13 protein-coding genes and 3 pseudogenes are annotated in these 20,301 nt (G+C 71.9%); 8 read left to right on the top strand and 8 right to left on the bottom strand.

What is annotated here, in order from left to right:
- Nucleotides 1-24: 24 nt before the first annotated feature.
- Complete coding sequence (locus ACGFSA_RS07240; protein ID WP_393300860.1) at nt 25-1,698, bottom strand: serine/threonine-protein kinase; 1,674 nt, start codon at nt 1,696-1,698, stop codon at nt 25-27.
- 278 nt (nt 1,699-1,976) lie between these two features.
- Here ACGFSA_RS07240 and ACGFSA_RS07235 point away from each other — a divergent pair, with 278 nt between their 5' ends.
- Nucleotides 1,977-2,240: a hypothetical protein gene (locus ACGFSA_RS07235; RefSeq protein ID WP_393300857.1), complete on the top strand. Its 264-nt coding sequence runs from the start codon at nt 1,977-1,979 to the stop codon at nt 2,238-2,240.
- Nucleotides 2,241-2,323: 83 nt separating this feature from the next.
- On the opposite strand, the gene ACGFSA_RS07230 is transcribed toward ACGFSA_RS07235, so the two are convergent.
- From ACGFSA_RS07230 to ACGFSA_RS07220, 3 genes and pseudogenes are all read right to left on the bottom strand, one after another.
- Nucleotides 2,324-3,520, bottom strand: a complete 1,197-nt coding sequence (locus ACGFSA_RS07230; protein ID WP_393300854.1) for a CaiB/BaiF CoA transferase family protein — start codon at nt 3,518-3,520, stop codon at nt 2,324-2,326.
- Between the two features lie 207 nt (nt 3,521-3,727).
- Nucleotides 3,728-4,300, bottom strand: a pseudogene (locus tag ACGFSA_RS07225) (ABC transporter permease); the annotation flags it as partial.
- Nucleotide 4,301: 1 nt separating this feature from the next.
- Nucleotides 4,302-4,874, bottom strand: a pseudogene (locus ACGFSA_RS07220) (ABC transporter ATP-binding protein); the annotation flags it as partial.
- Between the two features lie 63 nt (nt 4,875-4,937).
- Here ACGFSA_RS07220 and ACGFSA_RS07215 point away from each other — a divergent pair.
- Nucleotides 4,938-5,645, top strand: coding sequence for a TetR/AcrR family transcriptional regulator (locus tag ACGFSA_RS07215; protein ID WP_393300851.1), 708 nt, complete (start codon nt 4,938-4,940; stop codon nt 5,643-5,645).
- An 81-nt stretch (nt 5,646-5,726) separates the two neighbouring features.
- Here ACGFSA_RS07215 and ACGFSA_RS07210 read toward each other — a convergent pair whose 3' ends face one another.
- From ACGFSA_RS07210 to hmgA, 3 genes are all read right to left on the bottom strand, one after another.
- On the bottom strand, nt 5,727-6,953 hold the full coding sequence (locus ACGFSA_RS07210; protein WP_393300848.1) for a type ISP restriction/modification enzyme: 1,227 nt from the start codon (nt 6,951-6,953) through the stop codon (nt 5,727-5,729).
- A gap of 63 nt (nt 6,954-7,016) precedes the next feature.
- Nucleotides 7,017-7,802, bottom strand: coding sequence for a GntR family transcriptional regulator (locus ACGFSA_RS07205; RefSeq protein WP_393300845.1), 786 nt, complete (start codon nt 7,800-7,802; stop codon nt 7,017-7,019).
- 64 nt (nt 7,803-7,866) lie between these two features.
- A complete protein-coding gene (gene hmgA, locus ACGFSA_RS07200; RefSeq protein WP_393300842.1) occupies nt 7,867-9,204 on the bottom strand; it encodes a homogentisate 1,2-dioxygenase in 1,338 nt (445 codons plus the stop codon).
- 177 nt (nt 9,205-9,381) lie between these two features.
- Between hmgA and ACGFSA_RS07195 the strand changes: the two genes are divergently transcribed.
- The 6 genes and pseudogenes from ACGFSA_RS07195 to ACGFSA_RS07170 all read left to right on the top strand — a co-directional run bounded on the left by ACGFSA_RS07195 (nt 9,382) and on the right by ACGFSA_RS07170 (nt 16,804).
- The gene (locus ACGFSA_RS07195) at nt 9,382-11,604 is read left to right on the top strand and encodes a right-handed parallel beta-helix repeat-containing protein (protein ID WP_393300839.1); all 2,223 of its coding nucleotides are present in this window, start codon (nt 9,382-9,384) and stop codon (nt 11,602-11,604) included.
- Between the two features lie 2 nt (nt 11,605-11,606).
- A complete protein-coding gene (locus ACGFSA_RS07190) occupies nt 11,607-12,473 on the top strand; it encodes a hypothetical protein (protein WP_393300836.1) in 867 nt (288 codons plus the stop codon).
- Entirely contained in the window at nt 12,470-13,753 is a 1,284-nt protein-coding gene (locus tag ACGFSA_RS07185) for a hypothetical protein (RefSeq protein WP_393300833.1), read from the top strand. Before ACGFSA_RS07190 ends, ACGFSA_RS07185 begins: the two co-directional genes overlap by 4 nt.
- A gap of 46 nt (nt 13,754-13,799) precedes the next feature.
- On the top strand, nt 13,800-14,420 hold the full coding sequence (locus ACGFSA_RS07180; RefSeq protein ID WP_393300830.1) for a TetR family transcriptional regulator: 621 nt from the start codon (nt 13,800-13,802) through the stop codon (nt 14,418-14,420).
- Nucleotides 14,421-14,541: 121 nt separating this feature from the next.
- Nucleotides 14,542-14,741: pseudogene (locus tag ACGFSA_RS07175) on the top strand (MFS transporter); the annotation flags it as partial.
- A gap of 176 nt (nt 14,742-14,917) precedes the next feature.
- The gene (locus tag ACGFSA_RS07170) at nt 14,918-16,804 is read left to right on the top strand and encodes an ABC transporter ATP-binding protein (RefSeq protein ID WP_393300827.1); all 1,887 of its coding nucleotides are present in this window, start codon (nt 14,918-14,920) and stop codon (nt 16,802-16,804) included.
- Nucleotides 16,805-16,831: 27 nt separating this feature from the next.
- Here the strand turns inward: ACGFSA_RS07170 and ACGFSA_RS07165 are convergent, their stop codons facing one another.
- Nucleotides 16,832-20,203, bottom strand: coding sequence for an ATP-binding protein (locus ACGFSA_RS07165; protein ID WP_393300824.1), 3,372 nt, complete (start codon nt 20,201-20,203; stop codon nt 16,832-16,834).
- Between the last annotated feature and the right edge of the window lie 98 nt (nt 20,204-20,301).

Genomic DNA, 20,301 nt, shown 5'->3' with positions numbered 1-20,301 from the left:
CGGAAGGGTCACGGGTCACCCCGGTCAGTCGCCCGCCGGGGCGGAGGCCCCTTCCGCCGGGGTGGAGGTCCCGTCCGTCGGGGCGGAGGTCCCGTCCGTCGGGGTCTCCGCCCGGCAGGTCACCGAGAACGCCACTCCGTTCGAGGTGACCGCGACCGGACTCCTCACCTCCAGGGTGATCGTTCCGTGGTATGTGGTGTCCTGCCGGTGCGTCAGCTCCGCGTGCGACACCTGCTTCGACCGCCCGTCGCCGGCGCCGAAGGACAGCGACTTCCAGCCGGGATCCGAGCTCGTACCGTCCTTCAGAGCCCACCGGTACTCGACCTGCACCGGCGTACGCCCCACTGTGATCGTCGCCTCGACCGCCGGTGCCCCGGTGTGCGGCGGTGGGCAACTGCCCTCGTAGCTGTCGCGTACAGGGGCGAGATACACCGTCACGGTCTGGGGTGGCGGCTTGCTCGTACTGCTGTCGCCGGTGTCGCCGGTGTCGCCGGTGCTCCCGGCGCCGCCTCCGCCCGTTGATCCGTCGGCGCCGGACGTTCCCCGGGTGGCGGGCGTCGAGCGCGGGGCGCTGCTGGTCGGGCCCGGGCCCGGGCCGGGGGCACCGGTGGTGCCGCCCGCGTTCTTGTCGTCGCCCTTGTGTGCCAGTGTCCAGACGATCCCGCCGACGGCCAGCAGCAAGACCGCCAGCCCTACGGCGAGAAGGGCGACCGCGCGACGCGACCGCTCCTCGGGGACGTACGCGGACGTCGGAGAAGAAGCGGGGGAGGGGGAGGGGGCCGCGGGAAACTGCGTTGCGGGCGCCGTCGTGCGGGCCGTCACTGTGGCACCGTACGGATCCGCCGCACCGGCCACCGCGGTCCGCAGCGTACCTCCGGCGGCGACGATCCGCAGCCGGTGCTCGGCCTCCGCAGCCGAGAGCCGCTCGGCCGGGTCCTTGCGCAGCAGCGCCTCGACGACCGGGGCGAGCGGGCCGGCCCGCCGGGGCGGCGGCAGCTCCTCGTCCACCACCGCCCGGAGCGTGTTCAACGGGGTGCTCTGACGGAACGGCGAATTGCCCTCGGTCGCGGCGTACAGAAGCACACCGAGCGACCACAGATCCGATTCGGGCCCCGGCGTGCGCCCCAGTGCGCGCTCCGGTGCCAGGAACTCCGGCGAGCCGATCAGTTCACCTGTCATGGTGAGTGCGGACGTCCCCTCGACCGTGGCGATACCGAAGTCCGTCAGCACCACCCGCCCGTCGTTGGCGAGCAGCACATTGCCGGGTTTCACATCGCGGTGCAGCACCCCGGACCCATGGGCGCTGCGCAGTGCGGCCAGCACCTCCGCGCCGATGTGCGCCGCCCGCTGCGGGGGCATGGGGCCCTCGGCGTCCAGTACGTCGGAGAGCGAGAGCCCGCGGATCAGCTCCATCACGATCCACGGGCGGGAGTCCTCGGTCGCCACGTCGTAGACGGTGACCACGTTGCGGTGGGAGACCCTCGCGGCCGCCCATGCCTCCCGCTCCAGGCGCGCGTAGAGCCGCTGTACGTCGGAGGCGGGCAGCCCCGACGGGGCGCGGACCTCCTTGACGGCGACCTCGCGCCCCAGCACCTCGTCGCGCGCCCGCCACACGGTCCCCATCCCGCCCTGGCCCAAGGGGCCCAGCAGGCGGTATCGGCCCGCGATCAGTCGGTCCTCGCCCGGCACTTCGCTCACGGTGATCCCCCATCCGCAGGAGTGGCGGCAGCACGGCGGAAACCTCTCCACGCTAGCTCAGACCGGACCGTTCCCGCCCCCCTTGCGCAACAATCCGCCGCTGCGGGCGAACCGCTCCCGTTCTGTCCAACTCGCCCTGTAATCGAGCGAATTATGAGTACGGCCGTCAACCTCCGTATGTGTGTGCTCAATCCGGCGACCGGGATACACGCGTGTCATCGCGGGGGGATAGGGTTAACCTGCCCGGGCCGGGTGCCCTCGTACGGGTGGGGAGTGACATGGAACAGATAGCGATGCGCAGCAGGCCGCGTGTGCCTGCCATCACATGTGGGAGCAGTGCGACCAGTTCGCGCCTCGACCGCCATCTCGCAGTGCTCGGCGGCCCCGCCGTCCCGCAGCGCGAGACCGCGGAGGCGACGTTGCTGATGCTGGAGCTCACCTCGCGCGACGCCGCGCACAGCCGCCGGAGCAGGAGCGCGCGTGTCTCGCTCTTCGCGCCGCTGCGGCGACTGCGACGCTCGCTCTTCGGCAGCCGCTACTGACCCGACGGCCTGCTGTCACCATCGATCCGGCACCCGACCGATCGCCCGTCCCTGACCGAACCGGCCCACCGCTCGGGCCGTGCTCAGGCGATCACACCGTCCCGGCGCAGCTCCGCTGTCTGCTCGTCCGTCATCCCCACGGCCCGCAGCAGGGCTTCGGTGTGCTCACCGAGCGCCGGTACGGCTCCCATCCGAGGCTCCGCCCCGCCCGGCAGCGTGATCGGCGGCAGCATGGCCCGCAACGCCCCGACCGGTGATTCCACTTCCCGCCACCGGTCCCGCGCCGCCAGCTGAGGGTGTGCCGCCACATCCGCCACGGTGTTCAGCCGGGCGCAGGCGATGCCCGCGGCGTCCAGCCCGGCCAGCGCCGCCTTCGCGGTCAGCGTGGCGAGCGCCTCGGCCACCACCGCATCGGTCCGCTCCCGGTGAGCGGTCCGTGCGGTGTTCGTCGCGAAGTCCGGATCGTCCGCCAGTTCCGGCCGTCCCAGAACCTGCTCCGTGAGCCGGCGCCACTCCCGGTCGTTCTGCACGGAGAGCAGCAGTTGTTCCCCGTCCGCCGTCTCGAATACGTCGTAGGGGGCGATGACGGGGTGTGCGAGCCCCGTGCGCGCCGGGGTTTCGCCTCCATGCATCCGATGATGCAGCGGATGCCCCATCCACTCGGTCAGCGCCTCCAGCATCGAGATTTCCACCGGCCCGCCGAGTCCGGTGGTCGCGCGCCGCAGGAGCACCGCGAGCACCCCCGAAAAGGCGTACATCGCCGCCGCGATGTCGGCGGCGGGCACACCCGCCTTCACCGGCTGCCCGGGCGTGCCGGTGACGGAGACCAGTCCCGCCTCGCACTGCACGAGCATGTCGTAGGCCCGCTTGTGTGCATACGGCCCGTCGGCGCCGTACCCCGAGATGTCGACGGCGACCAGCCGCGGGTGTGCGGCGCAGAGCGTCGCGGCGTCCAGACCCAGCCGGGCGGCCGCGCCCTGGGCGAGGTTCTGTACGAACACATCGGCGTCGGCGACCAGTCGGCGCACCACGGCGAGGCCGCGCGGGTCCTTGAGGTCGATCGCGAGGGACTCCTTGCCGCGGTTGCACCAGACGAAATGCGAGGCCAGGCCGCGGGCAGCGGTGTCGTAACCGCGGGCGAAGTCACCGCCGTCCGGGCGCTCGATCTTGATGACCCGGGCGCCGAGGTCGGCGAGCTGCCTGGTGGCGAACGGGGCGGCGACGGCCTGTTCGACGGCGACGACAGTGATGCCGTCCAGGGGGAGAGGGTGAGTACTCATGGGAACCGTACCTATCGTGTACGTAACAACTTTGTCATCCCGAGAGTCGAGCTTCATCAGCCTGCTCGGCACCCTGGACCGGCCGACCGCGCCGACGCATTGATACCGCGGTGAGTCCGGCGTGCGTGCCGCGCCGACGCGACGTCCCCTCGATGTGTGCGGGGCATCCGTCGTGTACCGGTGGGGTGACCCCTCAATGAGTCCGTGTCACTCGCCGCCGCGCGCATGGCGCCGTACGGCCAGTGGCACGAAGACCGCGAGCAGCACCGCCGACCAGGCGAGTGTGCCCGCCACCGGGTGGACGACCGGCCAGGCCGCGTCGGCGGCCGGGGACGCGTTGCCGAACAGTTCGCGGGTGGCCGAGGCCATGGCGCTGATCGGGTTCCACTCCGCGACCGTCCGCAGCCAGCCCGGGAGATTGTCGGTCGGGATGTACGCACTCGACAGCAGCGGCAGGATGAAGGTGGCGCTGCCCAGCTGACCGGCGATCTCCTCGTTGCGGATCAGCAGGCCCAGCCAGCAGCCCAGCCAGGACGTGGCGAACCGGAGGAGCAGCAGCAGCCCGAAGGCGCCCAGGGCGGCGAGCGGACCGCCCTCGATCCGCCAGCCGACTGCGAGCCCGACCAGGATCAGCGGAATCATGCCGATGGCCGTGGTCAGCAGATCGGCGGCGGTCTGGCCGAAGGGTACGGCGGCCCGGCTCATCGGCAGCGTACGGAGCCGGTCCATCACCCCGCGGTGGCAGTCCTGCGAGGCCTGGAACATCCCGACCATGATGCCGCAGGACGGTCGTGCCCCGGCCGGCCAGTTCCCGTACCGCCGCCCAGATCTGGTTGCGGCTGTGCGGGTCGAGTCCGGTGGTCGGCTCGTCCAGGAAGAGCACCCGTGGGCGGGTCAGCAGACTGGCGGCGAGGTCGAGGCGGCGGCGCATGCCGCCCGAGTAGGTGCGGGCCGGGCGGCCGGCGGCCTCCGTCAGCTCGAAGCGTTCCAGGAGTTCGTCGGCGCGGGCGCGCGCGGCCTCGCCGCGGAACCGGAGCAGCTTGGCGAAGAGCCGCAGATTCTGCCGGCCGGACAGTTCGCCGTCGACCGAGGCGTTCTGCCCGGTGACGCCGATCGCCGCGCGCACCGCGCCCGCCTCGCGCACCACGTCGTGGCCCGCCACCCGGGCGCTTCCGCCGTCCGGGGCGGTCAGCGTGGTGAGGACCCGGACGGCGGTGGTCTTGCCCGCGCCGTTCGGCCCCAGCACTCCGCAGACGGTGCCTTCGGCGACCGCGAGATCGAGTCCCCGCAGCGCATGGACGTCGCCGTAGTGCTTCTCCAGACCTTCACTAAGTACAGCGTACGTAGTTGTCATGCGGCGACCGTACCGCACTACGTACGGTGTACGTAACTACGATGGGGGGAGAGGTGATGATCAATGGTGGGGCGACCCGCTGTACCCGAAGTGATCTGGGCGCGCCCCGAGCGTGCGGGCCGCGGCCCCAAGCCAGCTTTCAGCCGCGCCGACATCGCGGCAGCCGCCGTCCGCATCGCCGATGCGGAGGGTTTCGACGCGGTGTCCATGCGGAAGGTCGCGGCGGAGCTCGGCTGCGGCACGATGTCGCTCTACAACTACGTGCCGCGCAAGGAGGACCTGTACGAGCTGATGCTCGACGCGGTCAGCGGCGGTTACGAATTCCCTGAGCCGTCCGGTGACTGGCGTGCCGATCTCATCGCGCTGGCCCATCAGGCCCGTGCGATGATGCACCGCCACACCTGGGTGCCCCGGCTCATGTCACCCGTCTACGGCTTCAGCCCGAATACGTTGCGGTACCTGGAGTACACGCTCAGCTGTCTGGACGGGGTCGACGCACGGTTCGGCGAGAAGATGGAACTCATCGCCATGGTCAACGGTGTGGTCACCACCTACGCGGCCAACGAGATCGCCACGGCGGAGCGCAGTCGGTCGCTGCCCTGGTCCGAGGAACAGGAGCACGCCGCGCGCACCGGCTATCTGATCAGCCAGATCGCGACCGGGAAGTATCCGCGGATGGCGGCGGGATTCGCCGAGGACCCCGGGCCGATCGACCTGGACGGGGTCTTCGACCGGGCGCTGCACCGGGTACTGGACTCCTTCGACCGGTAACGGCCGGGCCGGGCCGTGGCGTCGGATCGGCGCCGGGCGTGCGGGCCGGCCGGATCCGAACGGGAGACCGGCCCCTGGCCGTCACAGCAGTGCGAACTGCCCGTCCGGTCCCTCTTCCTGATGGTCGAGCACCGATGCGGGCCGACGGGCCGTGGCCGGGACCGGCAGCACGCCTGCCGCGCGGAGGTCGTCGGCCGTGATCCGCCGACCGTCGGTCAGGCCCTCCTGCCGGGGCCGGAGTTCGGCGAGCAGGGCGAGCAGAGTGATCAGTTCCAGCAGCTCCGAGGTCCACTCCTGGGGCCAGGCCCGGGGCCTGACCGCTTCCAGGCCGTCCGGCTCCTCAGCTCCGGCCGCCGCCGCCCGTCGCTCGAACCACAGCTCCAGCATCCGGACCCCGCCCACTCGGAACTCCCAGGCTCCCGCCGGCACGGGCGAGATGCGTCCCGTCCCCAGCAGCAGCGCCTCGTCGCCGGGGTCGTACTCCAGCGTGCCGGGCGCGGCCGGTACCGCGGCCCGCACGTAGGGGCGCCGCCCGCCGGGCAGCCGCGGACGCTCCCCGCCGCGCGCGCCGCGCAGCTGCAGCCGCACCAGCTCCCGGCCCAGTTCCACCCCGGCCCACCAGCGTGCGCTGTCGGCGGGCAGCGGTACGACGGACCCCGCCGGGGAATGACGGGCCGCCGTGACGATCCACGCCAGCACGGACTCCGCGGTGACCGCGTCCCCGTGCCGGGCGCGCAGCAGCCCGAGCAGACCGGGCGCCAGATTGGGTTCCCGTCCGCCCGGCCTTCGATAGAGCGGCCGGATCCGGCCGGGGCGGCCCGCCGGGGAGTGGCCGTCGGGCAGCAGCGCCGTCACGGACAGGGCGGAACCGGTGTCCTGCGGTACGTACCCGTGCTCGACGGCGAAGAGCTGGTGACCGTCGGCGACCCTCCACAGCTCCGGGCGGGCGGCGTCGATCAGCCGGTGGTCGGGGATCAGCCACTGCTCGTCGAACGGTCCGTGCAGGATCCGCACCGGCTCGGGGCACGGACCGGACTCCCGCGCGAACCGGGCGGTGGAGGTGGTCTGGCCGGGCAGCGCCGCGACCGGAGTCTGCGGATCACGGGAACGGGTAGGCCGGAAAAGGTGTTCGCGCTCGGCTCCCTCGGCGCTGACCAGACGTTCCCAACGGGCCTTGAGGGAACCGGCGTCCGGGGCCGTCACCCAGGGGCGCCCGGTGCGCAGGGGCCGTACGGACCATGGCATGAGGTCGTCGAGCAGCGGGATGTCGTCTTCCCCGCCGGCTCCGGCGCCCGCCCGTGCTGCCACCGTGTCGTCCTCCCCGTCGCCACGTTCGCCGCCCCAGGCATCGTAACGGCGCGTCGTGTGCGGTCAGTTCGCTTCGACCGTCACCGAGAACGAGAACCGGTCGCCCCGGTACCGGATCTGTGCCACATCCACCACCCGGCCGCTCTCGTCGTACGTCACCCCCGTGTAGAAGAGGATCGGGCTGAGCAGCGGGACCTGGAGGAGCTCGGAGGTGGCCGGGTCGGCGAGCCGCGCCTCGACCGTGTCCGTGATCCGCGCAATCCGGACCCCGACGCGGTCGCGCAACACCTTGGTCATCGGCCAGCGTTCGAGATCGGCGGCATCGAGCCGGGCCGCGACCTCGGGATGCACCGTGTTCTCCGCCCAGTTGGTGGGCTCGCCGGTGTCGCCGTCGCAGCGCAGCCGCCGGTAGCCGACCACGTCCGTACAGGCCGGGAAGTACTCGGCGAGATCGCCGGGCAGGGCGAGCGGGCCATGGCCGAGGACCGTGGTGCGCTCGCCCGACTGCTGGGCGACGATCGCATCGATCGAGCCGAGCAGCCGGACCGGCGAGGCCCGGCGGGCCCGCGGCTCGATGAAGGTGCCGCGCCGCCGGTGCCTGCTGATCAGCCCCTCCGTCTCCAGTTCCTTGAGCGCCTGCCGCATCGTGAGGACGCTGACGCCGTAGTGTGCGGCGAGCTGCTCCTCGGTCGGCAGCCGCAGCGAGGCGTCCTGGGCCCGGCCGAGTAGGGACGCGCGCAGCGACTGCGAGACCTGGTACCACAGCGGCAGTTTGCGGTTCAGGACCAGCGAGTCGGGGGCGAAGGCCGTCACCTGGGGCGTCTGGGGCAGTTGAGGCACCTGGGTCACCTGGACTCTCCGTACTGCGACACTGCGGACAGGACGAGCGGGGGCCGGGAAGCGGCGGCTTCGCCTATGGCCGGAAGTTGCGTTCGAGGCCCTGCCACACGTCGTCGTACCGGCGCTGCAGGTGGTCGGCGGTCGCCGCCTGTCCGGTCGCCGTGACCGGCCAGCGGGTCTCGAACATGAAGGCAAGACCGTCGTCGATCTTCTGCGGCTTCAGCTCCGCCGTGCTCGCCCGGTCGAAGGTCTCCCGGTCCGGGCCGTGCGCCGACATCATGTTGTGGAGCGAGCCGCCGCCCGGTACGAAGCCGCCCTTGCCGGCCGTCTTCGCGTCGTACGCCCCCTCGATCAGCCCCATGTACTCGCTCATCACATTGCGGTGGAAGTACGGCGGCCGGAACGTGTCCTCGCCGACCAGCCAGCGCGGCGCGAAGACGACGAAATCCACACCGGCGAGACCGGGGGTGTCCGACGGCGAGGTCAGCACCGTGAAGATCGACGGGTCGGGGTGGTCGTAGCTGATGGAGCCGATCACATTGAAACGGTGCAGGTCGTAGACGTACGGGGTGTAGTTGCCGTGCCAGGCGACGACGTCGAGCGGCGAGTGGTCGTACATCGCGGACCAGAGGTTGCCGCAGAATTTGTTGATCACCTGGACCGGGCGGTCCGCGTCCTCGTACGCGGCGACGGGAGCGAGGAAGTCCCGGGCGTTGGCAAGGCCGTTCGCGCCGATCGGGCCGAGGTCGGGGAGTGTGAACGGCTGCCCGTAGTTCTCGCAGACATAGCCGCGGGCCGTGTCGTCGAGAAGTTCCACACGGAAGCGGACACCCCGGGGGATCAGTGCGATGTGGCCGGGTTCGGCGCGCAGCAGGCCCAGTTCGGTACGGAGCAGCAGGCCGCCCCGCTCGGGGACGATCAGCAGTTCGCCGTCGGAGTCGCTGAACACGCGGTCGGTCATGGCCGTGTTGGCGTGGTAGAGGTGCACCGCCATGCCGGTGCGCTGGGTGGCGTCGCCGTTGCCGCCGAGGGTCCACAGCCCTGCCAGGAAGTCCGTGCCGGGCGCGGGATCGGGGAGCGGGTCCCAGCGCAGCCGGTTCGGATCGGGGACGGACTCGGCGAAGGGGGCGGTGCGCACCGCGCCGTTGTCGATCCGGACGAACGGCGGGTGGGCGGCCGAGGGGCGGATCCGGTAGAGCCAGGAACGGCGGTTGTGGGCGCGCGGTTCGGTGAAGGCCGAGCCGCTCAGCTGCTCGGCGTAGAGGCCGAGTGGTGCTCGCTGCGGCGAGTTGCGGCCGTGCGGCAGCGCCCCCGGGACCGCCTCGGAGCTGTGCTCATTGCCGAAACCGGCGGAGTGTGCAAGCGCTTCCGCCGTCTTCCTCGCCTGCTCGATGCCGCTGGTGCCGCCCATGCCGCGCTCCCGGTGCCGAAGAAATCCTATGGGACACCGTAGGAATAAGAACGGGGCACGTCAACGGGGTAGGGCGGTGGCGCGTCGCGGATCCGGTGCGGGGCCGTGACGGAAATCTTTTGATCCGTCGCGCAGAAGGGGGTTCCAAAAGTTGAACAATGCTCTACTCTCCGGCATATGTCGTGGACACGAAGACTTCTGGTGGTCCTGGTGGCACTGGCCGCCGCACTCCTCGCGGCCCCGGCCGCCCAGGCGCACGAGGAACGGCCGGTCACCCTGCCCGACGGTTCCGGCAGCGTCCCGGTCCACCGCACCGGCGAACCCGATCTGCTGGTCTGCAAGAGCGACCGCGCCGACTTCGAACGCCGGATATCCCGCTTCCCGGCGAAGCTCCGGACACGTAACCTCGAACTCTTCGACCGGTGCCGGAAGTCCGGGTACCGCCATCTGCAACAGGCCGTCGACGAGGTCGGCAGACCCGGCATGACCATCGCGATCCTGCCCGGCCTGTATGAGGAGGAGCCCTCGCTGCCCAGGCCGACGGGGGAGTGCGCCAGGCTCAAGGCGCCCAACTCGCAGCTCGGCTACCAGATCCTGTCGTACGCGCAGCAGAAGCAGTGTCCGCACAACCAGAACCTGGTGGCGATCCTCGGCAAGAAGCAGCTCCAGATCGAGGGGACCGGGGCGGAGCGCACCGACGTCGTCATCGACGCCAAGTACCGGAAACTCAACGCGATCCGCTCGGACGGCTCCGACGGCATCTACTTCAAGAACTTCACCGCCCAGCGCACGACGTTCAACTCGCTGTATGTGCTGGCCCAGGACGGCTTCGTCATCGACGACGTCCTCACCCGGTGGAACGACGAGTACGGCTTCCTCACCTTCGCCAGTGACCACGGGCTGTACAAGAACTGCGAGTCGTACGGCAACGGCGACTCCGGCATCTACCCCGGCAGCGCGTCGGACATCAATGACGGGTACGGCTACGACGTTCCGCGCTACTCGATCGAGATCACCGGCTGCCGCAGCCACCACAACATGGTCGGCTACTCCGGCACCGCGGGCGACTCGGTCCACGTCCACGACAACGAGTTCGACCACAACATGGGTGGCGCCTCGATGGACAGCGCCTTCCCCGGCCACCCCGGACTCCCGCAGAACCACGCACGCTTCGAACGCAACCTGATCCACGACAACAACGCCGACTACTACCCGTACGTCGCCGACGGAACCTGCGCCAAACCGCCCATCGAACGCGGCTACGAGGACGGCGTCGTCTGCCCGCAGATCTCCATGCCGCCGGGCACCGGCATCATCACCGCGGGCGGCAACTGGAACATCTACGAGAACAACTGGATCTACGGACAGCAGCGCGCCGCCTTCTTCCTGAGCGCCGTCCCCGCCTTCATCCGCGGCGAGAACGCCCTCGCGAAGCAGGCCGACACCTCGCACCACAACCGGTACGCGGGTAATCACCTCGGCACGGACAAGGCGGGCCGCTCCCGGCCCAACCGCACCGATGTGTGGTGGGACGGCCAGGGCGACAGCAACTGCTGGCAGTCGGACACCGGACCGTCCACACCGCGCTCGCTGCCCGCGTGCGGGGCGGCGCGCGGCGCGGTCTCCGTCCGCACCGACCGGCTGGTGGGCGAACCGGTCAAACTTGCCCAACTGCTGGTCTGTGCCGACTACAACGTGCAGGCGCGGCGGCTGCCGGCCGGCTGCGACTGGTACGGCGCACGCGGCATCGAGCGCATCGAGGTGCAGATCGCGCTGGGTGTCGCTCTGGTGCTCGCGCTGGTCGGCGGGGTGCTCTGGTGGCGCCGCCTGCGACACAGCCGGCTCGCCGCAGCGGCCACCCTGCTCGGTGCGGTCGGCCTCGGGCTGGATGTGGCCGGTGCGACGACGGGCCTCACGTCCTCCTATCTGCCCGCGGTGGCGCTGCTGCTGACCGGGGCGTGGTGGACCGGAATCGGACTCGTCCTGCGCGGCGCGCGGCCCGGACTGGGCCGGACCACGATGGTGCTGGGTGTTCTGACCCTGCTCGACGCCTTCGACAAGGCCGTCCTGATGATCCCGTGGATCCCGATCGGCCCGGCCTGGGTACGCGGTCTCCTCGGCGTCATCTGGGTGGTGTGGGCGGTGGCGGCCTCCGCGCGGCACGAGGAACGGGCGGTACGGAAGAAGGCGGACCCGGGGCCGGACGCAGACGCGAACGCCGATGCGGCGGACACGCAGGGCGACGACCCGGCAGGAGCCCCTGCCGGTGCGGGCGTGGGAAGGATTTCGGGCCACGGCGCGGGTTCCGGACATGGTGCGGATTCAGGGTCCCGATCGGCGGATTCCGGGCCGGACGTGGATTCCGGGTCCCACCGGGGCTCCGGACCGGACGGGGACTGATCATGAGGCGATCTCCCCGCCCGCTGCGACTCAGCAGGCTCACGTCGCTCACGTCGCTCACGTCGCTCACGTCGTTCCCCCGGCTCGCCGTCGCCCTTCTCACCGCAGGCGCCCTCGTGTGCGGTGCGAGTGCCTGTGGTGGGCGGCCCACCACCCACCACAGGCCCGGCACCAGCCATGAACAGGCCGACGGCAGCGTCGGCCGGCTCCTCACCGCGGACGACGGATCCGGGCACCGGCTCCGGCAGGTCGAGGCGAAGGGCGCCCCCGCGGTGACCGTCGCCGTACGGCCCGACTCCGAGGACGGGTGGAACGTCCGTCTCTCCGTCCGGAACTTCAGATTCAGCCCGGACAGTGTCGGCGGCGCGGCGCTCCTCGGGCGCGGCCACGCCCGGCTCTTCCTCGACGGCCACCCCCTGGCGCGGCTCTACGGCCCCTGGTACCACCTCCCCGACTCCCTCGTCCGCGAAGCGGGCGGCGGCCACACCCTCACGGCCCGGCTGTACGCCGACGATCACACCGCCTGGGCCGTGCACTCCACACCGATCCAGGCCACCACGCCTCTCACCACCACTCCTTCCGCCGACACCCCAGCCGAGCCCCGCCCCGACCGGACTCTGGAGATCGTCATCTCTCACGGCAAGGTCAGCCCCGCCCCCGGCCGCACCCAGCTCAGGAAGGGGCAGCGCATCGAGCTGCGCGTCCGCACCGACCGCGCCGACACCCTCCATGTCCACGGCTACGACAAGGAAGCGCGCCTGCCCGCCGGACGGACCACCGCCCTCACTCTCACCGCCGACCGCACCGGGCTCTTCGAGGTCGAGACCCACGAGTCCGGTCTGCTCCTGACCCAGCTCGTCGTACGGTGAGCGTCCTCGCCCATGGCATCGGCTCCCGGCACGACCTGCCGCTGTCCCCCTTCTACGCGTTCGCCGGTGCCTTTGCCGCGCTCTTCGTCTCCTTCCTCGCGCTCGGCCTGCTCTGGCCCGCCTCCCGATTCCGGGGCGACCGGGCGGGCCACCCGCTTCCGGTCCCTCTTCAGCGCCTCGCCGACGCCCGCCCCACCCGTGTCGCCGCGCGCGCCCTCGGCCTGGCCGCCGCCCTGTTCGTCCTCCTCCATCTCCTCCTCGGCCCGGACGGTCCGGAGCGCAACCCGGCCCCGGGCGCCGTCTACGTGCTCCTCTGGGTCGGGCTCGTCCCCGCCTCGCTCCTCCTCGGTCCCGTCTGGCGATTCCTCAACCCCCTGCGCACGCTCCACCTCCTCGTCTGCCGCGCGCTGGCCCGCGACCCGGCCGCGGGCCGCCCCCTTCCCGCACAGCTCGGTCTGTGGCCCGCCGCGGCCGGACTCCTCGCCTTCACCTGGCTCGAACTCGTCGCCCCCGACCCCGCGTCGTCCACCGCCCTCCTTCTCTTCCTCGTGCTGTACGGCGCTGTCCACCTCGCGGGCGCCGCCCGCCACGGCGCCCGCTGGTTCGACCACGCCGACGCCTTCGAGGTCTATTCCGGCCTGCTCGCCCGGCTCTCCCCCCTCGGCCGCCGGCCCGCCGACCGCCGTCTCGTCCTGCGCTCCCCGTTCAACGGACTCGACGCCACCCCGCAGACCTCCGGTCTCGTCGCCACCGTCTGCGTCATGCTCGGCTCCACCGCCTACGACGGTTTCTCCGACGCCCCCTCCTGGATCACCACCGTCCAGACCTCACCCCTGGGCCGCACCACCGCGGCCACGCTCGGGCTGCTCGCCGCCGTCGCCCTCGTCGCCACCCTCTATGCCCTCTGCGCCGGTGCCACCCGGCTGATCTCCGGTCAAATCCGCCACCCCCTCACCGTCTTCGCGCACTCGCTCGTCCCGATCGCCCTCGGCTATCTCATCGCCCACTACTTCACACTCTTCGTCACCGAAGGTCCACGCACAGTCATGGTGGCACTCGGCACTGACAATCCGGTCCCGCCCGAACCGCCCCTGGGTCCCGGCGGCATCGCCACGCTCCAGGTCGCCGCGATCGTCGTCGGGCACATCCTCGGTGTCGTCGCCGCCCACGACCGGTCCGTGCGCCTCTTCCCGCCCGACCGCGCCGTAGCGGGGCAACTTCCCCTGCTGGCCCTGATGATCGCGTACACCGTCGGCGGGCTGACCCTGCTTCTTGCCTGACCGCAGGTGCGCACCTGCCCGTCCCGCAGAGGAGAGTCACGGCATCATGGAGCCCGTGCCCCATGCGAATACGAACCTCCGCCGCGCCCCCGTGCAGCAGCGCAGCGCCGAGCGCCTCGCCCGGATACTCGACGCCTGCGCCGCACTCCTCGACGAGACCGGTTACGAGCAGTTGTCCACCCGGGCCGTCGCCGCCCGCGCGGAAGTCCCGATCGGCTCCGTCTACCGGTTCTTCTCCAACAAGCGCGCCCTCGCCGACGCCCTGGCCCGGCGCAACCTGGACAGTTACGCGGAGCGCATCACCGGTCGCCTGACCGCCATCCCGGCCGCAGACTGGCGCAGCGCCATCGACGCCGTGCTCGACGAATACCTGGCGATGAAGCGCTCCGTCCCCGGTTTCGCCCTCGTCGACTTCGGCGCCCCGGCCCCCGTGGACGACCCGGCCTCCGACGCCAATCGCCGCGTCGCGGAGCGCCTCGCCCAGCTGCTCTCCGGCCGTCTGGGGCGCACCGCCGACGAGGATCTGCTCCGGACGATCCTGGTCTGCGTCGAAGCCGCCGACGCGCTCCTCCAACTCGCCTTCCGCACCGACCCGTCGGGCGATCCGGCGATCGTCGCGGAGACCCGCGTCCTGATCCAGGCGTATCTGGCCCGGATCCTGGACTGAACCGGCACCGCCGTGCTCAACGGCATCCCCGTCGCGGTGGCGCCCAGCACGTCAACCGGTCACTGACCTGGGGTATTGCTCGTATTGCTCGCATGTCAACGTCTTGCGAGTCATCTGACCCATGGACCACACGGAAGGGCCCGGCAGGAGTCGGCTGCCGCGCCTCGTCATCGCTTTCGCCTGCGCCTTCGCGCAGGGGGCGGTGTCGATGGCGCGGCCCGCCGTCTCCTGCCGGGCCCTTTCGCTCGGCGCGGACGAACGCGCCATCGGCGTGATCGCCGGGTGCACGCGCTCCTCCCGCTCTTCGCCGCCGTCCCGCTCCTGACCGACCTCGCGCACCTGTACGTCTTCGACCACCACGGCCGCCGGATCTGCCCCCTGCCGAAGGAGATCCCGGGGCTCGACGTCTGAGCCGTACCGCTCCATGGCCTTGCTTTCGGGAAAGGCCATGGAGCGGAAGTTGACCTCAAGCCGGGTCGAGGTCGTACGTTCCTTCCATGAGCATGGAAGCCACCGCGTGGACGCAGCTCCACAACGTCATGAACGCGCAGCAGGACCGACGCCCCTTCGACCGAGCCACTCTGCGGCGCATCGGCGCGTTCGCCCGACCGCACCGGCGGCGGGTCGCCCTGTTCCTGTTGCTGAGTGTCGCCACGGCACTGCTCGCGGTCGCCACCCCGATCCTCGCCGGCCGCGTCGTGAACGCGATCGTGACCGGCAAGGAGGAGGGGACCGTCACGCGGCTGGCCGTGCTCATCGCCGTGATCGCCATCGCGGAGGCGGGACTCGGGCTGGTCAGCCGCTGGCTCTCGGCCACCCTCGGCGAGGGACTGATCCTCGACCTGCGCACCGCCGTCTTCGACCACGTCCAGCGCATGCCGATCGCGTTCTTCACCCGCACCCGCACCGGCGCGCTCGTCAGCCGCCTCAACAACGACGTCATCGGCGCCCAGCGCGCCTTCAGCAACACCCTGTCCGGCGTCGTCAGCAATGTCGTCACGCTGCTGCTCACCCTCGGCGTCATGCTCAGCATCTCCTGGCAGATCACCGTACTCGCGCTGGTGCTGCTGCCCGTGTTCGTGCTGCCCGCACGCCGGATGGGTACGCGGATGGCGAGGCTCCAGCGCGAAGCCGCCGCCCACAACGCGGCGATGGGCACCCGGATGACCGAGCGCTTCTCCGCACCCGGCGCCACGCTCATCAAGCTCTTCGGGCGGCCCGCCGACGAGTCCACCGAATTCGCCGCCAGGGCGGGCAGAGTGCGCGACATCGGTGTCCGTACGGCCATGGCCCAGTCCGCGTTCATCACGGCTCTCACCCTCGTATCGGCGCTGGCACTTGCCCTGGTCTACGGGCTCGGCGGGTTCTACGCGCTGCGCGGGCAGCTGGACGCGGGCGCCGTCGTCGCCCTGGCCCTGCTGCTGACCCGGCTGTACGCGCCGCTCACCGCACTCGCCGGGGCGCGCGTCGAGGTGATGAGCGCGCTCGTCAGCTTCGAGCGGGTCTTCGAGGTCCTCGACCTCAAGCCCCTGATCGAGGAGAAGCCGGATGCGCGGACGGTCCCGGACGGTCCGGTCTCCGTGGAGTTCGACGCCGTGCGCTTCGGCTACCCGTCCGCCGACAAGGTCTCCCTCGCCTCGCTGGAAGACGTCGCCACCCTGGACACCCGCGGCGGCGCCGAGGTGCTGCGCGGGGTCTCGTTCCGCGCCGAACCGGGCCAGACGGTGGCCCTCGTCGGATCGTCCGGCGCGGGCAAGTCGACCATCGCGCAGCTGCTGCCCCGGCTGTACGACACGGACGAGGGCGCCGTACGCATCGGCGGCATCGACGTACGCGACCTGTCGGCCGACACCCTCCGTGACACACTCGGCATGGTCACCCAGGACGGCCACCTCTTCCACGAGTCGGTCCGCGCGAACCTTCTCCTCGCCCGCCCCGAAGCCACCGAGGAGGACCTCTGGGACGCCCTGCGCCGCGCACGGCTGGACGGACTGGTCGCCTCGCTGCCCGACGGACTCGACACCGTCGTCGGTGAACGCGGCTACCGGCTCTCCGGCGGCGAACGCCAACGGCTGACCATCGCCCGGCTGCTGCTGGCCCGCCAGCGCGTCGTCATCCTCGACGAGGCCACCGCCCACCTGGACAACACCTCCGAAGCGGCCGTCCAGGAAGCCCTCGTGGAGGCGCTCGAAGGACGCACCGCGGTGGTGATCGCCCACCGGCTCTCCACCGTACGGGCGGCGGACCTCATCCTCGTCGTGGAGGACGGCCGGATCGTGGAACGCGGGACCCACCAGGAGCTGCTGGCGGCCGGCGGCCGGTACGAGGAGCTGTACCGCACCCAGTTCGAGCGCCCCGGAACCGAGCCCGCCGGTCTGGGCTGACCGGACGGGTCGATGGTGTGGGGCAGGTCAGCCGGGGATTCCGGAACGGGTGGTCCAGTCCGCCTTTCGGGCCTGCTCCACCATGAACGCGCCTGCTGGATAAGGGAGTTCGGCCGCCAGCTCTGCCGCCCGGTCGAACTCCTCGTCCGCCTCCCGTGCCCGGCCCAGCGTCGCGAGCGCCGCCGCATGCACCGTACGCGCCTCGGTCAACGACAGCCGTTCCCCGTCCTGCTCGGCGCGCACGGTCTCCGCCGACGCCCGCCGCACCGCACGCTCGGGTTGCCCGGACAGCAGCTCCGCCCACGCCAGCAGGGCGTCCGAGCGGGGGCCGCTTCCCTCGGCCGGCAGCGCCAGGGCCTCTTGCGGCCGGTCTCCGCGCACCAGGAATTCGGCCTGCGCGGTCCGCACGTCATGCACCGCCTGCCGGTCGCACTGCGCCTCGGCCACCTCCCCGGCGCGGGCCAGCAGCTCCGCCGCGCCCGGCTCACCCGTCCTGATCAGGACCCGTGCCAGCGCGGCCAAGGCATACGGGGTGCACCACGAGGGGTCGCCGCCCGTCTCCCGTACCGCGGCCTCCGCGTGTTCCCTGGCCTCGGTGAACTCCCGTAGCAGCAGGTGGTGTTCGGACAGGTTCGACCGCTCGAAGGCGACAGCCGTCGGATCGCCCGTGTGCTCGGCGAGCCCCAGCGCCCGCTCCCCGAAGGCGATCGCCTCGGCGATCCGGCCCGACCTGCTGGCGTGTTCACGCAGTACGGAGAGAATCATCACCAGCAGACCCTGGTCGCCGTACGCCTCGGCGTGCGGCAGCGCCTCATGGGCCGCCGGGCGGGCCTGCGCGAGGCGACCCGCGAGGCTGAGCGACGTCGCCTGCATCCCTAGGGAGCGGGCCAGCAGACCCCGCCGCTCGCTTCCCGGTATCGCGTCCGCGGCGTCCTGCGCGGTCCGGGCGGCTACGTGCGCGGACTCGTACCGGCCGGTCACGAACCGCAGGACCGCCGCCGCCAGGTGGTGGGTCGCCGTGGTCAGCGGCGGGGTGTGCGGACCGGGCGGATACGTTTGCAGCAGCTCCTCGCCCTCTGCTGTGCCGCGGCACTTCACCAGCACCTCGGTCAGCCGGGCGGCGGCCAGCACCTGGCCGTCCGCGTCACCGCGGCGGACCATGTCGTCCAGCGCCTCGCGCAGCACCGTCGCCGCCTCCTGGTAGCGGGCCATCCGGCGCAGCACAGCGCCCCGGTCGATCCTGGCCTGCGCCGCGTCGGCGGCCAGCGCGTCGAGCCGGGCGGTGAGTTCGGCGTAGTAGCGGTCCGCGGTATCGTTGGCACACAGGGCTGCCGCCCGCTCGGCCGCCTGCCGCAGATAGTGGCTGGCCCGGGGGTCGTCGGCGCGGGTGAGGTGTGAGGCGAGGGTGTCGACAGCGTCCGGCCTGCGACGCAGCACCGCCTCCGCGTAGGCCGAGTGCAGCTGTCGGCGGCGGGCCGCGGACAGCCCGTCGTAGCAGGTCAACCGGACCAGTGGGTGCCGGAAGGCGAGACCGGGCAGCGGCCGCCCGCCGACCACCACGGTCCGCTCCGCCATCACCGAAGCCGCGACCGCCGCGTCCACGGCATCCGTCGCCTCGGCGGACGACAGCGGTGGATGCAGCCCGTGCTCGGCGACGTCGAGGACCTCGGACAGTGCTGCGCCGCCGCCCGCCACAGAGACCGCCTCCACGACCCGCCGCGCCGCGGGCCCCAGCCGCGCCAACCGCGCCGCCACCAGCTGCCGTACGCCCTCCGGGGCGCTGAGTCGCGCCGGGTCGGCGCCCTCGTGGACCGTACGGGCCAGCTCCAGGGCGAAGAGCGGGTTGCCGAGTGAGAGCTCCCAGACCCGGTCCACATCGGCCCTGGCCCCCGCGTCCCGGGCGACCGCCAGACACGCGTCACGGCCCAGTCGCCCCAACTCCGTGGAACGGGCCAGACCTTGACGTACCAGGGTGTCCAGCACGGTGCGCCGGGGATCTGCCGCGGTCAGCTCCTCCGCCCGGTACGTCACGGCGAACCGCCAGTCGGTGCGGGTGGCCACCGCGCGACGGGCCAGATGGCTGAGCAACTGGTACGTCCCCGTGTCGGCGGCGTGCAGGTCGTCCAGCACGAGCAGCACGGGCGTGGTCGCCGCCAGATCGCCCAGCAGTCCGGCCGCCGCCCGGAACAACCGGTCGCGCTCCTCCTCGGGGCTGCGTTCCGTTCCCATCCCGATCTGACCCAACGAGGGCAGCAGTGAAGCGAGTTCGGGGTACTCGCCGCCGATTCTGGCCCGGTCGGCGGGTGGCCGGTCGGCGAGCCAGGCATCCAGTGCCTCAACGAAGGCACCGTAGGGCGTGTGGCCCTCCGCGTCGTGGCCCGCACCCCACAGCACGGTGGTCCCGGCCTCGGCCGCCCTCCGGGCCGCCTCCGCCGTGAGATGGGTCTTGCCGACGCCCGCCTCGCCGCCGACCAGATGTACCGGCGGGCCGTCCGTGGCGAGCAGCGGCTCCAGGTCGGCCTCCCGGCCACGCAGCGGGGCCGCGGGCGGTGTGCGGAGAGCTGCGGGCAGGACCGGGGCCGCCGCCGCGCCCACCACCGTGGCTGCCGAGTCGAGGGCCAGGAGGTGGAGTTGCTCCGTTGCCGGGCTCGGGCGCACTCCCAGCTCAGCGTCCAGCGCCTCGCGGCACACGTGGTACTGGCGCACCGCCTGCCGGCGCAGCCCCTGCCGCAGATACGCGTCGATGAGTACGCGATGAGCCCGCTCCTGGGCGGGCGCCGACGCCAGGACCCGCTGCGCGGCATCCGTGGCCGGTTCCGTCTCGCCGTCCGCGAGATACGCCTCCGCAAGGGCCAGCTGCACCCGCTCGCACAGATCCGAGAGGCGCTCGCGCCGGGTCCCGGCCCAGGGTGCGTAGCGGTCTTCGGGCAGCAGCTCACCCGTGAATGCCGCGACTGCCGCGGCCAGTTCAGCCGTACCGCCCCCGACGAGCGCGCGCTCGGCCAGGGTCTCGGCGTGGTCCGCGTCGATCCACACCGTTCGGGGGTCCAGCGAGAGGAGAGCCCCCTCGCCGGTCAGATACGACGACGCGGCGCGCGGCACGAGCTCGGGCTCGATGGCGCGGCGCGCCGCGTGCAGTGCGACCCGCAGGCTGCCGAGCGCGGACTGCGGGTCGGCATCCGGCCAGCAGATCTCCATCGCCTGCTCGCGGTGGAGGCGGTGTCCCGGGGAAACGGCGAGGAGTTTCACGAGGGCGCGCGCGCTCGGCCGTGGCCAGCGCTCGGCAAGTGGCGCGCCTCCGTCGCGTTCTATCCGGAAGCCGCCGAAAAGGTGCACACGCAGCAACGGAGTTATGTGCGGGGAGTGCTCGCCGTGGTCGGCGGTGCGCGCTGCGTTCATCAGGCAGTCACTGTAACCGCCGTTCCCGGGCAGCCCGAAGACCCCCGCGCCACCATGCGCGGGGGTCTCCAAGGCCGGAATCTCCGGTGGTCCCCGGG

The organism is Streptomyces sp. NPDC048496, assembly GCF_043200055.1.
Lineage (GTDB): Bacteria > Actinomycetota > Actinomycetes > Streptomycetales > Streptomycetaceae > Streptomyces.
This window is presented reverse-complemented; position numbering and strand designations above follow the sequence as displayed.

Excerpts from the sequence above, each read along its gene's own strand:
- ACGFSA_RS07165 (WP_393300824.1), bottom strand. The coding sequence starts at position 20,203 with ATGAACGCAGCGCGCACCGCCGACCACGGCGAGCACTCCCCGCACATA.
- ACGFSA_RS07190 (WP_393300836.1), top strand. The coding sequence starts at position 11,607 with ATGAGGCGATCTCCCCGCCCGCTGCGACTCAGCAGGCTCACGTCGCTC.
- ACGFSA_RS07195 (WP_393300839.1), top strand. The coding sequence starts at position 9,382 with ATGTCGTGGACACGAAGACTTCTGGTGGTCCTGGTGGCACTGGCCGCC.
- ACGFSA_RS07215 (WP_393300851.1), top strand. The coding sequence starts at position 4,938 with ATGGTGGGGCGACCCGCTGTACCCGAAGTGATCTGGGCGCGCCCCGAG.
- ACGFSA_RS07170 (WP_393300827.1), top strand. The coding sequence starts at position 14,918 with ATGAGCATGGAAGCCACCGCGTGGACGCAGCTCCACAACGTCATGAAC.
- ACGFSA_RS07230 (WP_393300854.1), bottom strand. The coding sequence starts at position 3,520 with ATGAGTACTCACCCTCTCCCCCTGGACGGCATCACTGTCGTCGCCGTC.
- hmgA (WP_393300842.1), bottom strand. The coding sequence starts at position 9,204 with ATGGGCGGCACCAGCGGCATCGAGCAGGCGAGGAAGACGGCGGAAGCG.
- ACGFSA_RS07235 (WP_393300857.1), top strand. The coding sequence starts at position 1,977 with ATGGAACAGATAGCGATGCGCAGCAGGCCGCGTGTGCCTGCCATCACA.
- ACGFSA_RS07180 (WP_393300830.1), top strand. The coding sequence starts at position 13,800 with ATGGAGCCCGTGCCCCATGCGAATACGAACCTCCGCCGCGCCCCCGTG.